The sequence below is a fragment of the Exiguobacterium sp. s138 genome (assembly GCF_018618775.1).
Classification (GTDB): Bacteria; Bacillota; Bacilli; order Exiguobacteriales; family Exiguobacteriaceae; genus Exiguobacterium_A; species Exiguobacterium_A artemiae.
Genome location: NZ_JACSMW010000004.1, coordinates 111,795 through 125,069, shown reverse-complemented (window position 1 = coordinate 125,069; position 13,275 = coordinate 111,795). Strand labels below are relative to the sequence as shown.

The 13,275-nt window shown below is 46.4% G+C and carries 15 protein-coding genes; 7 read left to right on the top strand and 8 right to left on the bottom strand.

Translation table 11 applies throughout. From position 1 onward, the window contains the following. Positions 1–31 precede the first annotated feature (31 nt). Entirely contained in the window at positions 32–1,204 is a 1,173-nt protein-coding gene (locus KNP91_RS10765; RefSeq protein WP_012371792.1) for a sensor histidine kinase, read from the bottom strand. Beyond that, positions 1,197–1,874, bottom strand: a complete 678-nt coding sequence (locus KNP91_RS10760; RefSeq protein WP_214767566.1) for a response regulator transcription factor — start codon at positions 1,872–1,874, stop codon at positions 1,197–1,199. Before KNP91_RS10760 ends, KNP91_RS10765 begins: the two co-directional genes overlap by 8 nt. A 110-nt stretch (positions 1,875–1,984) precedes the next feature. Between KNP91_RS10760 and KNP91_RS10755 the strand changes: the two genes are divergently transcribed. From KNP91_RS10755 to KNP91_RS10745, 3 genes are read left to right on the top strand one after another with little or no spacing between them, the layout of a single operon-like run. Continuing rightward, positions 1,985–2,305, top strand: a complete 321-nt coding sequence (locus KNP91_RS10755; protein WP_012371790.1) for a hypothetical protein — start codon at positions 1,985–1,987, stop codon at positions 2,303–2,305. Positions 2,306–2,318: 13 nt separating this feature from the next. Next, positions 2,319–3,209 carry an FAD:protein FMN transferase gene (locus tag KNP91_RS10750; protein ID WP_214850065.1) on the top strand — a complete coding sequence of 297 codons (891 nt, stop codon included), beginning with the start codon at positions 2,319–2,321 and terminating at the stop codon, positions 3,207–3,209. Beyond that, the gene (locus tag KNP91_RS10745) at positions 3,197–3,772 is read left to right on the top strand and encodes a ferric reductase-like transmembrane domain-containing protein (protein WP_012371788.1); all 576 of its coding nucleotides are present in this window, start codon (positions 3,197–3,199) and stop codon (positions 3,770–3,772) included. Before KNP91_RS10750 ends, KNP91_RS10745 begins: the two co-directional genes overlap by 13 nt. 14 nt (positions 3,773–3,786) lie before the next feature. Here KNP91_RS10745 and KNP91_RS10740 read toward each other — a convergent pair whose 3' ends face one another. From KNP91_RS10740 to KNP91_RS10725, 4 genes are all read right to left on the bottom strand, one after another. Continuing rightward, positions 3,787–4,572 carry an alpha/beta hydrolase family protein gene (locus KNP91_RS10740; protein ID WP_214850062.1) on the bottom strand — a complete coding sequence of 262 codons (786 nt, stop codon included), beginning with the start codon at positions 4,570–4,572 and terminating at the stop codon, positions 3,787–3,789. 164 nt (positions 4,573–4,736) lie between these two features. Then, positions 4,737–6,293 carry an ABC-F family ATP-binding cassette domain-containing protein gene (locus KNP91_RS10735; protein ID WP_012371786.1) on the bottom strand — a complete coding sequence of 519 codons (1,557 nt, stop codon included), beginning with the start codon at positions 6,291–6,293 and terminating at the stop codon, positions 4,737–4,739. 27 nt (positions 6,294–6,320) lie between these two features. Beyond that, entirely contained in the window at positions 6,321–6,494 is a 174-nt protein-coding gene (locus KNP91_RS10730) for a hypothetical protein (RefSeq protein WP_012371785.1), read from the bottom strand. A gap of 86 nt (positions 6,495–6,580) precedes the next feature. Beyond that, on the bottom strand, positions 6,581–7,027 hold the full coding sequence (locus KNP91_RS10725) for a hypothetical protein (RefSeq protein ID WP_214767574.1): 447 nt from the start codon (positions 7,025–7,027) through the stop codon (positions 6,581–6,583). A gap of 142 nt (positions 7,028–7,169) precedes the next feature. Here KNP91_RS10725 and KNP91_RS10720 point away from each other — a divergent pair, with 142 nt between their 5' ends. The 4 genes from KNP91_RS10720 (at position 7,170) to KNP91_RS10705 (ending at position 11,086) form a co-directional block, all read left to right on the top strand. Then, the gene (locus tag KNP91_RS10720) at positions 7,170–7,499 is read left to right on the top strand and encodes a hypothetical protein (RefSeq protein WP_012371783.1); all 330 of its coding nucleotides are present in this window, start codon (positions 7,170–7,172) and stop codon (positions 7,497–7,499) included. Beyond that, the gene (locus tag KNP91_RS10715) at positions 7,496–8,722 is read left to right on the top strand and encodes a glutathionylspermidine synthase family protein (protein WP_012371782.1); all 1,227 of its coding nucleotides are present in this window, start codon (positions 7,496–7,498) and stop codon (positions 8,720–8,722) included. Before KNP91_RS10720 ends, KNP91_RS10715 begins: the two co-directional genes overlap by 4 nt. Further along, entirely contained in the window at positions 8,722–9,357 is a 636-nt protein-coding gene (locus KNP91_RS10710; protein ID WP_012371781.1) for an NAD(P)H-binding protein, read from the top strand. Before KNP91_RS10715 ends, KNP91_RS10710 begins: the two co-directional genes overlap by 1 nt. A gap of 235 nt (positions 9,358–9,592) precedes the next feature. Then, positions 9,593–11,086, top strand: a complete 1,494-nt coding sequence (locus tag KNP91_RS10705; RefSeq protein WP_214767577.1) for a peptide MFS transporter — start codon at positions 9,593–9,595, stop codon at positions 11,084–11,086. Between the two features lie 233 nt (positions 11,087–11,319). Here KNP91_RS10705 and KNP91_RS10700 read toward each other — a convergent pair whose 3' ends face one another. Both KNP91_RS10700 and KNP91_RS10695 read right to left on the bottom strand, forming a co-directional pair. Next, the gene (locus KNP91_RS10700) at positions 11,320–11,829 is read right to left on the bottom strand and encodes a hypothetical protein (protein WP_012371779.1); all 510 of its coding nucleotides are present in this window, start codon (positions 11,827–11,829) and stop codon (positions 11,320–11,322) included. A 63-nt stretch (positions 11,830–11,892) separates the two neighbouring features. Further along, positions 11,893–13,164, bottom strand: a complete 1,272-nt coding sequence (locus KNP91_RS10695) for a purine/pyrimidine permease (RefSeq protein ID WP_012371778.1) — start codon at positions 13,162–13,164, stop codon at positions 11,893–11,895. Between the last annotated feature and the right edge of the window lie 111 nt (positions 13,165–13,275).

Below are 13,275 nucleotides of genomic sequence, written 5' to 3'. Positions count from 1 at the left end.
ACCGGGTTATCTGACAGTTAGCTGACGGTCATTAAGAAATTGGAAAAAGAATCGTGAAGCGTGTTCCGGTTTCGGGTGTGGATTCAACAAAGATAGTGGCTTGATGTGCATCGGCAATCGATTTGGCGATGGCGAGCCCGAGCCCGGTTCCGGTACCATGGCGAGAGTGATCACCGCGGAAGAACCGTTCAAATATCTTATCGTAATTTTCCGGTGGAATGCCGATTCCGTGATCAGCGATGGTTAATCGAACATCGGTTGACGTCTGTTGCAGGTAAACTTCAATATTAGCATCGCTGTAGGCAGCGGCATTTTCTAGAAAGATCGTCAACAGACGGATCAACTGGTTAGGATCGCCCTTGATCAACAAATTGGGCGCGACAGATAAGGCCAATGTCCGGTCGACTAACGTATGTTTAAACCGTTCAGAAGTCTGTGTGACGAGTGTACTTAAATCAATCGGGCTCATGGATCCGGGTTGACCTTCCCGGGCCAACAACAGTAAGTCGGAAACTAAATACTGCATCGAGGCCGTCTCTGCCTTCAAATCCGATAAGATTGTTTTTCCTTCCGTGCTGAGCGGCTCGGTCTCGAGTAACTCGATGCCGCTGTATAAAATCGTCAGCGGCGTCCTTAGTTCATGAGAAGCGTCTGATGTAAAACGGCGCTGTCGGTCAAAGGCTTGCTGAACGGGAACGACGGAACGACCGGCGAGTACGTAACTGAGACCCATCAAGACAAGGGTCGACAAAATCGTGATGCCGGCTAACATGGCGATCAGGCGCTGGAGTGTATCCTGTGTGGCAGAGATGTCTTTCATCAGAACAATCATACCCTGTTCATCATTATCCCGTTGATAAAGCAGATAGTGCCGGTCGTCGAATTCGACTTTTTGAGTTTCTTCATCTGCGGTCATAAAGCGCTGAAGGGTCTTCGCCGGTAAGTCGTCAGGAAGCGATGTGAAGCGGACTGAACCGTCCGGATTCATAATCTGAAAGTAAATCGGATTGCGGATTAACCGGTCTTCGCCGTGCTCGATCCGTTCGAACAGATCGCGGTCGGACACTGACTTTAATTGGTTCAGCTCGGTTTGATCGAGCAGCCGGGCGGTCGTGAAGTAAACACCGACTAAAATCAGAATCAACAACAGTAAAAACGTTCCGCTGAATAGTAGCGTCAGCCGTTTTCGAATGGTTTCAAGCATGAGGACCTCCGAGCCGATAACCGAATCCGCGAACCGTTTGAATCAAAGCCGGTGCACCGGCAGCATCGAGCTTTTTCCGGACGAGCCGAACGAGTGCGTCGAGTGCATTATCGGTGATATCTGCGCCGATTCCCCAAACGACTTCAATGATCAGCTCACGTCCCATGACCTGCTCCGGGCGGCGGAGCAAGAGCGACAGAAATTCGAATTCACGACGTGTCAGCTCAAGTAACTGTCCGGCATAGGAAATCGTCTGAGTCGTGATATCAAGTTCGAGTTCCTGATACGAAACAGTCGAGACGAATGCCTTTTTCTGACGCCGGCTCAAGGCGCGGAGGCGTGCTAACAGTTCGTTTGCCTGAAAGGGCTTCACGAGATAATCATCGGCACCACTGTCGAGTCCGTGTACCAAATCGATTTCCGTATCACGGGCCGTCAACATCAGAATCCCGCCTTCAAAGCGTTCCCCGCGCAATTCAGTCGCTACTTCAATCCCGCTTTTATGTGGCATCATCCAGTCGAGGACCAATAAATCATAACGAAAAGTCTGACATCGCTCGATGGCTTCGAGTCCGTCATGAGCCACATCTACCTGATAGCCGGCACGTTCCAAATGAAGCCGCAGCATTTTGGCAAGTCGCTTGTCATCCTCTGCAATCAAAATCCGCATCCTTGTTCCTCCCGGTTTGTTTTTTCTTATTATCCCACAGTTGTCATCAGCTAGTTGTCAGTTTTTATCGATACAGTAAAGATAACAGGAAACGAGAGGAGAGGAAAAATGTGAAACCGAAACCGTTCGCGAAATGGATTGTGGGACTGAGCAGCAGTGTCTTTTTAGGACTTGCGATTGGTCAGTTGACCGTTGCGACAAACGATCAGCCGGCGAATACCATCAATACAGGAGATTCTTATTCGAACGAGACGACAATCCCGAGTCAGCCGTCTAACGGTGATGACGATGAATGGGGAGAGTCAGATGAAGACAACGGATATTACTACGAAGAGGATGACGACGATGACGGTAATTGGCAAAGCAACGATTCTTCCGGATTTAATCAACCGAGCGGCGGAAGTGACGGTCAGTCCAGTCATTCGAAATAGGAGGTGAAACGAAATGGAGCGGCAACTCTATTCGATGCATAATAACATTCGTTTTATCACGAACCAAAGGATCGAAGAAAAGGAATGGCAGGACATCGAGCAGTTCTTTCATTATGTGGACCGGCAATGGTCACGATTCAGTTCGTCCAGCGAAGTCAGTCAGTTGAATCAACTGCTGATTGGGCAGACGCTGACGGTATCGTTACCGCTTGCACGACTGTTGCAGCGGGCAATCCATTATTTTGAACAGACCGAACATTACTTTTCGCCCTTCCTACTTGAACAGCAGCGCGCAAACGGTTACGACCGATCGTTTCCTTTCCGACAGGCCGTTGAATCAGAAGCAATCCCGCCGCCTGAAATCAGTCCGTTTTTAGTCGAAGGATGTGAAGTGACGCGGGTAGGGGGAGGAACGATTGACTTAGGCGGAATCGGCAAGGGAGCAGCGGCAATGATGGTTGCCCAACGTTTACGGAAGAACCAGCCACGCGGATTGATTGAGGCTGGAGGAGACGTCATTGTCTGGTCTGATGACGAGCCGTGGAAAATTGCCGTCACAGATCCGAAGACAGAAACTGAGATTGCAGAAATCCGGTTACGGCAAGGAGCTGTCGCGACCTCGAGCCGGATGTATCGTTCCTGGAAAGTGGGCGACAGGACGAACCATCATTTGTTAAGTGGTAAGACAGGGCGTCCGATTGAAAGCCGATTCGTCCAAATCACGGCGTCTGCGCCACAACTTTATGAGGCAGAAGTGATGACGAAACTCGCTTTTCAGATGACAGAATCCGAGCGACAGAACAAACTGTTCAAGTGGTTTCCGAACGGACGATTACTATTGATGGATGAGTCAGGAAAAATGGTAGCGGAAGAGAAAGGAGGACAAGCCATATGGACTGGATAAAGTGGTTATTTTCAACGTGGACGATGATTCGTTTGAGCGGGTTGGGCGGACATTTCTTTTTGACACTATCGGTGTTAGCCGGTCTACTCGGTTCATTCCCGGCATTGAGAAAACAAAAGGCACGTCTGCATAACATTCACCTGTACAGTGGCTGGGCCGGATTATTGGCGATTGTGCTTCATGCGACGCTGATCGTCGTCGATACGTATGCTCCTCTGAGTTTGCTTGAAATTCTGATTCCGGGAACGGCATCCTATGAGCCGCTTTGGAATGCCTTTGGAACGATCAGTCTGTACCTGTTTGGTTTTGTCTTGGTTACTTCTGATTTCTTGAAAGAGGCGCTCGGAAAAACATTATGGAAATTAACGCACTGGCTTGTCCTGCCGGCCTGGCTCTTGATGACACTTCACGGGATTTTCATCGGAACGGATACAGGAACACTTTTCACGACCATTTGGTATGCCTGTTCCACATTAACGCTGTTCACGCTGATTTTGTACCGGATGCAGGTCCGTCCGAAAACAGCAACACCTAAAAAGCAAGCGTCCTCACTGATAAAATGAGGACGCTCGTTTTTTTAACGTCGTCTTAACCATGTGGTCCAAGCCCGGAAGGCATCTTCCCGATTTTCGATATAATTGTGGTCACTGTCCACGATGATTTGTTCAAAGGCACTGGCATCCTGAAGCAAGTCATGATGAAGTGATTTGATGGACGTCTCATCACGTTCCGACGTCACAAGCAAGGCGGAACGTGTTCCGAGTTGTTCTTTCAGTGACAGCAGGTTCCACGTCGCATGATGTCGTTTTAGTTCGTCGAGCAGTATGTCGCCGTCGGTATGGGACAGGAACGTGGCACCACGACTCAACACACCCTGCAACGCTTCTTCGTGTTCCGGATAGTCGAGTACGAGTTGACCAATCAAACCGAAGTTAAACGGAGAGATTCCAATGTAATGGGCAATGTCCGGAACATCAATGAAGGCGTGGAGTCCGGCAAAGCCGCCCATACTGTGACCGACGATTGAAATCTGATCGGCTGAGATATCATGTGCCTGCGTAAATTCAGGAGAAACGACATGTTGCATGACGGCGGTCGCGTCTTCAAGAACATGCCGGAAACGGAATGCACCCGGACTGCCGATCGTTCCGCGGTAAGACGTCACGAGGACATGAAAACCAAGGTTTTGTAATTGAACGGCCCAATCCATGTTCAATTGTTTCCCGGGGAATCCATGGAACAGAACGATGAGTGGAGCGGGACCGGCGAGTGCCGGGGAATAAAGCCGGCAAAATAAAGACTCCTCTCCGCCGCTCGGCAGTTCGAGTAATGATAAGTTGGCTTTTTTAGTAATGGTTTCCATGACATCCACTCCTTCAGAAAAAGTTGCATCTGCCATTTAGTTTGATACAAATCGATGAACAAGGCAATGATTAAGTCTATGAATTAAATGAGAACACAAAAAAAGACGGAACGCGGAACTCGATGTAAAATCGGGTTCCGTCTTCCGTCCAATCGTTTTTGCCTTTAGAATACTTTAGTCGTCCATGATTCACAATTCCATAAATCCGTTGCGACGGCTTCATAAAATTCAGGTTCATGTGAAATCAACAGAACGGTTCCCTTGTATTCCTGTAACGCACGTTTGAGTTCTTCTTTTGCTTCGACGTCCAAGTGGTTAGTCGGCTCATCGAGAACCAGAATGTTGGATTCCGTGTTCATCAATTTACAAAGGCGGACCTTCGCTTTTTCGCCACCACTGAGCACTTCGATTTTCGATTCGATGTGTTTCGTCATCAGACCACATTTCGCGAGCATGGCCCGGACCTGTTGCTGTGTCAGAGACGGGAATGTACCCCAGATCTCTTCGATACACGTATTCGAATTTTTTTCTTTAATTTCCTGTTCGAAGTAGCCGATGTGAAGATTTTCCCCGCGTTCGACTGTACCGGAAACCGAAGGAATCTCTCCGAGCAGACTTTTCAGCAAAGTCGACTTCCCGATACCGTTCGCTCCGTGCAACGCGATTTTTTGACCGCGCTCGATCATCAAATCAAGCGGACGGGAAAGCGGCTCATCGTATCCGATGACAAGTCCTTTTGCTTCGAACATCAACTTACTTGGTGTCCGGGCTGTCTGGAAATGAAACTCAGGTTTTGGACGTTCCTGCGCGAGTTCGATGACGTCCATCTTATCAAGCTTCTTCTGACGCGACATCGCCATGTTACGTGTCGAGACACGGGCCTTATTGCGGGCGACGAAATCTTTCAGCTCGGAAATTTCCTGCTGTTGACGTTTAAAGGCTGACTCATGTTGCTTCTTCTTCGCCTCATGGACAGTCAGGAAGTTGTCGTAATCACCGACGTAACGGTTAAGTCCTTGGTTTTCCATATGGTAGATCAAGTTGATGACACTGTTCAGGAATGGAATGTCGTGTGAAATCAAGATGAACGCATTTTCGTAATCATTAAGGTAACGTTTCAACCATTCGATATGTTGCACATCCAGGTAGTTGGTCGGCTCATCGAGTAAAAGGATATCCGGTTTTTCAAGCAACAGTTTGGCAAGCAGAATTTTTGTCCGCTGTCCGCCGCTGAGTTCCTGGACATCACGATCGAGACCGATCTCATCAAGACCTAGACCGCGTGCAATTTCTTCGACTTTCGCATCGATCGTATAAAAATCATTGTTCGTCAAGATGTCTTGCAAGACACCGACTTCTTCTAACATTTTTTCGAGTTCGTCTGGTTCGACTTCGCCCATTTTTGTATACAGATCATTGATTTCCTGTTCGATGTCGAACAGATATTGGAATGCTCCCTTTAAGGCATCACGAATCGTGAGTCCTTTGGAAAGAACAGCGTGCTGATCCAGATAGCCGACCCGAACGTGTTTTGCCCATTCGACTTTTCCTTCGTCTGGTTCAAGCTGCGAAGTAATGATGTTCATGAACGTCGATTTTCCTTCGCCGTTCGCTCCGACGAGACCGATGTGTTCCCCTTTTAACAGACGGAACGAGACATCTTCGAAAATCGCACGATCGCCAAAACCATGGCTTAAGTTTGATACCGTTAAAATACTCATAGTTACTCCCTTATTTCACGAATTCAATTAGACGCCTGTCCGTTTTTTCTGGTTGTTCGTTTTTTTCGTTTTTTGGCTTGTCATTTGTTTTGTTTCTGTTCCGCGCAAACCGGTCGGACGTTTTGTCTGTGATTGTTTTTTTGCTTTTAATTGTTCAATCATTGCTTCTTGAAGAGACAATTTTTTTGGTTGTTCGCTCATGTGTGTTCACCTCGATTAATTCGTTCTTATCCTCTAGTATGCCAAAAAAAACGTGTCTTGAAAACGAACTATACTTAATTCTCTCATTAAATGATTTCTTCACCTAAATAAATCACGTAACAGTTTCGGTCTAAATCGACTTCACAGCTGTCTCGCTCAAAGACCCCGTGATCCGGTACACTCAGTTTATCTTTGACCAAAAAGCGCATGGCCTGAATATGATTCGGGACTGTCACTGTCTTGATGACGGGATGTGAACCGCCTGCCTGGAAGCGCCGGAACTCGAGATGAATCTGGTGCGGCGGATAGACACGGTCCGCTGGATCACGGGGGGAAGCCTCGACATGATCGACAATCAACTGGTCATATTCCCCGTCCATTTCATTGGACCGCAACTCGTATAAGTGCCCTTCGATGATATGGAATTCGCAGAGTTGATGCGCAATGATTTCTTCCGGATCAATGGCGAAACGGCTGTATTGATAAATGGATTTAAATTCATTTTGATCTTCGACATAATAGGCAAGTGACATTTGAATTCCTCCTCAAGTCTTCTTCGTTATTCTACTGGCATTAACGAAAAAAGTTCCGGAACGACTTAGAAACTTTTTTGCTGGAAAAAGCGTATACTTAGAATAACAAATTGTGATGAAAGGGGTATGCGATGTGAGTTGGATGAAACAGGCGACACTTGCAGCTACATTGTTGGTCGGAACGACGCTCAGCGGGTGTGGATCGGATAATGCAAAAGCGGAGCGTCCGGATGATCCGGATTGTGACGATTATGAATATGATAATGATGAAGGTGTTTGGTATTGCGATGATTCAAGCTCGACACACTCCGGGTTCTTTTACTGGGGAGGAAGTTATTTTGCTTCACGTGCCTTGATGCATAGTGCGATGCGGACGAAAGGGTATACACCCCGGTCAAAAGACGTCAAAAGTTATAACAGCAAGACAAAAGGATTTGGGACGGGATCATCGTCCGGCTTCTTCGGCGGATGAGGACACGGCAGGAACTCTACGGGGATATTGACGCTTTTTGGGATGTGCTCGACGGTGAAACGTATGCCTTGGCAGAAGTGATGCCTGTTCCGAAAGAAACGATCGAAGCCTTACGCACGGCGGCTCGGGAAGCCTATACCATCTTTGAAAAAGTGATTCCGATTCTTTGGACAATGGATGACGACGGATTGATTGAACTCGGTTTTCCGAAAGCTGCCCTGTCCTTTTTACGGTTACAGACGATGCGGCCTTTATCGGTCATCAGCCGTTTTGATTTCATTGTCACAGGCAATCGGATATCGGTCATGGAATGGAATGCGGATACGCCGACGTTCATCAAGGAATGTTTTGAAGTCAACGACCGGATTGCACGGAAAGTGGGATTGGGATCGTACAATGACGGGCAGGCGAAACAGTTGGCGGACAGCGTTGATCGTGCGGTGAAGGCGGCAAGCCACCGGATCCATCACGAAAATCCGCATGTCGTGTTTACTTCACACGGAGACAACATCGAAGACCGGTGGACGACAGAGTATCTGCAACAATTTGTTGCCGGTGCTACATACTGTCCTCTTGACGAACTTGAGATACGGGCAGAAGATGGATTGTATGACCAGCAGGGACGACGAATCGATATTCTTTACAGGCAGACGTTTCCGATCGAGATGGCTTTACTCGACCGTGATGAAGACGGAACAGAGCTCGGACGTTTATTGCTTCAGCTCGTCGAGATGGGACTGCTTGAAATCATCAATCCACCATCGGCTTTCCTGATGCAGGCGAAGTCGGTCCTGGCATTGATTTGGCTCCTGCATGAAACCGATCATCCTTATTTGACCGGACACGATCATGAGGTCATTGCGGCATATTTCCTGCCGACCTATTTGAGTCCGGAGCCGTTTTTACGTCAGCACCAGGCTTTCGTCGAAAAACCGATCTTCGGACGGGAAGGGGATACCGTGACCGTCCGTCAAGGGGACGGGACGGTTCTGTTCAGTAACGAACAACGTTCATTCAGCAATCAGTCGGCCGTGTATCAACGGTATCAGGAATTACCGATGTGGTCATTAGAAGATGGAACAGAAGTCGCATACATGTTTGGCGTGTTTGTGCTTGGCGGGCGACCAAGTGCTGTCGGGGTGCGGGCAGGTGAACGGATCACGGGCAATCGATCCTATTTCTTACCGATCGGGCAACGTGAAAATCAAGAGGAGGATGGATGATGAAAGCAGCTATTTTAGGCGCGACCGGCTTAGTGGGGCAAGAACTGGTCGATCAACTATTGGCGCATGATGCGTATCAGGAAGTACATGTTCTCGTACGTCGTCCGATGAATCGATTTCATCAAAAACTCGAAGAATGGGTAATTGATTTTGATCATGTGACGGAAATCGAATTACCGGAAGTGGATCACGTCTACTGTGCGCTGGGGACGACGATTAAACAGGCCGGATCGCAAGAAGCGTTTCGTCTCGTGGATTACACGTATCCGATTGAAGTAGGGCGGGAATTGCTTGATCTGGGAGCCACTCGATTCGCCCTGATTTCAGCACTTGGTGCGCATCCGAATGCGAAAACATTTTATAACCGTGTCAAAGGCGATGCGGAAAACGGATTACGTGTGCTCGGCTATGATGCCTTGCTGATCTTCCGACCTTCATTGTTATTAGGAGATCGGGACGAATTCCGCTTCGGTGAACAGGCGGCGGCCCGGGTGTCGACCGTATTACGCCCCTTGTTGCGGCGCAGTCCGTATGCACCGATTGAAGCGGCAAAGGTCGCACAGGCAATGATTCATCATACCTTGCATGAACCGCCGGGCGTGACGATTGTGGAATCAAAAGAGATGCAGACCTGAGTGAACGGATTTTTCGTGTCACTCTTTTTTTGTGGGCGGAAATTAATATTTGACTCGTCAAATGATTTACGGTTGAATGATATAGTGCTGTCTCATATATAAAAAGAAGTGAGACAATTCAGTCAAAATGGTGCAAATCTTTTAATCGGTTAAGTGACGCTTATCATTTGGGGAAAGCGGGAAAAAGATTTTAGACCATGCACGAATTCAACGGTAGACGAAAGGAGCCTTCATTATGGCAGATTTTGATCGCGATCAGGTCTACAAGACTGTTCCGCAGAAAGGGTTCTTCGGAAACCCGAAAGGATTGTTCACGCTCTTCTTCACAGAGTTCTGGGAACGGTTCTCCTACTACGGGATGCGCGCCATCCTCATTTATTATATGTACTACTCTGTAAAAGATGGTGGTCTTGGAATCGACGAGAAAATGGCGTCTTCCATAATGGCGATCTACGGATCACTAGTTTACATGTCTGGTGTCATCGGCGGATGGATAGCAGACCGTTTGCTCGGAACATCACGGACCGTATTTTACGGCGGTGTATTGATTATGACCGGACATATTGTTCTGTCTTTACCAGCAGGTGCTACAGCACTGTTCTTCTCAATGGGCTTAATCGTAATTGGGACAGGGTTATTGAAACCAAACGTTTCGAATATTGTAGGTGATCTGTACAGTAAAACGGATAATCGACGTGATGCCGGTTTTAGTATTTTTTATACAGGAATCAATGCAGGTGCATTCTTATCTCCAATTATCGTAGACGGAGTACGTTTGCAGGCAGGTTTCCACGCTGGATTTGCTGTTGCGGCAGTAGGTATGTTTTTGGGATTAGTTGTTTTTGTATTGACGAAGAAAAAAAATCTCGGACAAGCTGGTCAGTATGTATTAAATCCGATGCCTAAAGAAGAAAGAGTACGTTTTTATAAAGTAGCTTCTTTTTCCTTAGTTGGTATTGTAGTTCTTGGCTGGATTGCTTCAACAATTGGTTGGTTGACAATCAATACGTTTTCGTTTGTTGTAACGATTCTTGGAGTCATCATTCCGATCTTTTATTTCTATTTCATGTTGCGTAGTCCTAAAATTACCTCTGACGAAAAATCAAGATTGTATGCATACATTCCATTGTTTTTGGCGGCTGTTATTTTTTGGGCCATTCAAGAACAAGGAACGTATGTGTTATCTAAATTTGCCGATCAACGCACTGAGTTAAGTTTCTTCGGATATGAATTCAGTCCGGCACTTTTCCAATCGGTCAATCCGCTGTTTATTATTGCACTGGCACCAGTCTTTGCAAGTATATGGATTAAGCTTGGGGATCGTCAGCCGACAACGCTTCAAAAGTTTTCGTTTGGTTTAGTATTTGCCGGCTTATCCTTCATCGTCATGATGGTTCCAGGTCTATTGTTCGGAACGGAAGGGTTGGTCAGTCCCCTTTGGTTAGTATTTAGTTTTCTGTTAGTCGTGATTGGTGAACTTCTCCTTTCTCCGGTCGGTTTATCTGCGACGACAAAACTTGCTCCATCTGCATTTTCGGCACAGACCATGAGTTTATGGTTCATGACAAATGCTACTGGACAGGCTGTCAATGCCCAAATCGTTAAGTTTTATGATCGTGATACGGAAGTAATGTATTTTGGTATCACGGGCTTAGTTGCCGTTTTCTTCGGATTATTACTGCTTGTTTTTTCGAAAAAGCTCCAAGTACTTATGAAAGGAATCCGTTGATCCTATACTGATAAGGTATGGAAAACCGTCTGTTTTCATTATGAGAATCAATCGAACAAATAAAAAAAGTAGCGCTGTATAACGCCTACTATGACAGACAGTTGAAACAATCAAACTGTCTGTCATAGTAGGTATTTTTTATTTTTCGTGATGAATAGTTTACTTCCAAAATAGATAAAAAAACAACTCCATATTCATACTGGAGTTGTTTTATAAGTTTTCTGTGTAAACTGTTATTTCGTAATACTGATTTTACCTTCTACATTATATTTTTTCTTGATTTTAATTGTTTTTGTTTTGCCTGTTTTGCTACGATGACCATCTGTGGTAAACCATTGATTGTATTTCTGTGTATAGTTTTTGTACACAACACGCGTCTTAAAAGTACCTTTTTTACCTTTTGGAATGTATTCTTCAGACTTCACCGTTATAGTTTTATCTTTACCGAAGAACCCTTCTAAAGACCCCTTAATAGAACCCCTTGAAATTTCACCTGCTCCAGTAACACTCCAGCTAGTTTTTACTTTCTCGGATATACTCATTTTTTGTGGACCGTGCATTGTCTTGGATTCTGCTTTCCATGCACCATAACTTTTTGATTTATAAACAGGAGATGCTGCAGGAGTATAATAGAAATAAGTACCTTCATTTCCACTTAAGGCCTGGGTATCTTTAGGGCTTATTAGTGAAAGGGAAGTTGATAAAAGTAAAGTTGCACCTAAAATTTTTGTGAATTTCTTCATCATAAACCTCCAAATGTTTATTTCTAACTGTTTCAATATAACATTTAAGGGTTTTTTTGCAATTCAATCATTCGTCCGAATATGGCGTAAAGATTCTGCGAGCAGGGCGACGAGTGTTCCGAGTACGAGACCGTTCGACATCAATGTCGTGACGAGCGGAGGTAAATCGGAAGTGGCGCCTTTCGGAAGGAGCAGGGCACCGATTCCGACGAGAACCGGCAGTCCGACCGTAATCATCGCGGTCTGACGGTTCAACTCCCGCGAAGCTTCCGTCACACCGATGATGGCCATACCGGCAACGATCGGAGCGACCATCGCGTATCCGACAGCGACCGGGATCTTGGCAATCAGTCCGACGAACGGCGTGACCACGCTGAGGAACAGACAAACAACGTTAGCGATCGCAAAGGCTTTCCGGTCCGTATTATCCGTCGAGGCGATGAAACCGGCTGTCCCGGAAATCGCAACAGGACCGACTGTTCCGAACATTCCTGCGAAGATTTGTCCGATTCCGGCAGTCACACCGGCAGTCGCAACTTGTCCTTTGACCTTCTCTCCACGTTTTGCGCTGATGATTCGTTCAATGACTTTGATGTTCGCCAAGACGTTTGTCATCAGTAATAACGAGATGATAAGTGCTGTCGGAAGTAAACTCCAATCGAGCTGAATGCCACCGAACGGCATCAAATCAGGGAAGGTAAAGAATGGACCGTCAAACGCCGGCATCTCGGCACGCCCGATCAAAGCAAACATACTCCAACCGACGAGCAGGGTAATCAATAAAGCATACTGCCGTAACCGGTCGCTGCGTTCCAAGTAGAGTGAGATGATGACAGTTAAGACAGAAATGACGGCAGGAAGCACCTGAATCTTTCCATCTTCAATATTCAGCAGTCCTTTCATGACCGAACCGGATAATTGAGCCGATAACAGTAACATATAAACACCGATGACCTGTGGTGTGAACAAAGGAACGAGGCGGCGAAGTACCCCGGTCAGGGTCAAGATGATACAGATAATCCCGCTTAGGATCAGGAGAAAACCAAGAGACTGTAACGTATTGGAGTAACTGCCGTACAATGTGATCCCGATTGAAGAATAAAGCGCGAATACTCCCCACCAAATACCGGCAGGACCTTCCATGATCGGCAGACGATGACCGAATAAAACCTGAACCAGACTCAAAATCGCAAAAACAAATAAACAACGAGAGAGGAAAGCGAGGGTATCTGCACTTGATAGTTCAAATGAGGCGGCAATCGCGAGTGGCGGGGCAATGTTAGTACAGATAATAAACAAAAACCACTGAATCGTGGAAACAACAGTACGTGGCAAAACAAATGATTCCCCTTTCGAATAACGGATGCTTTTTTCATCTTAAACCAAATATTGAAAAAGAGATAGATATGCTTACATTAACTGAAAATTCTAAACAATGTTTTCATA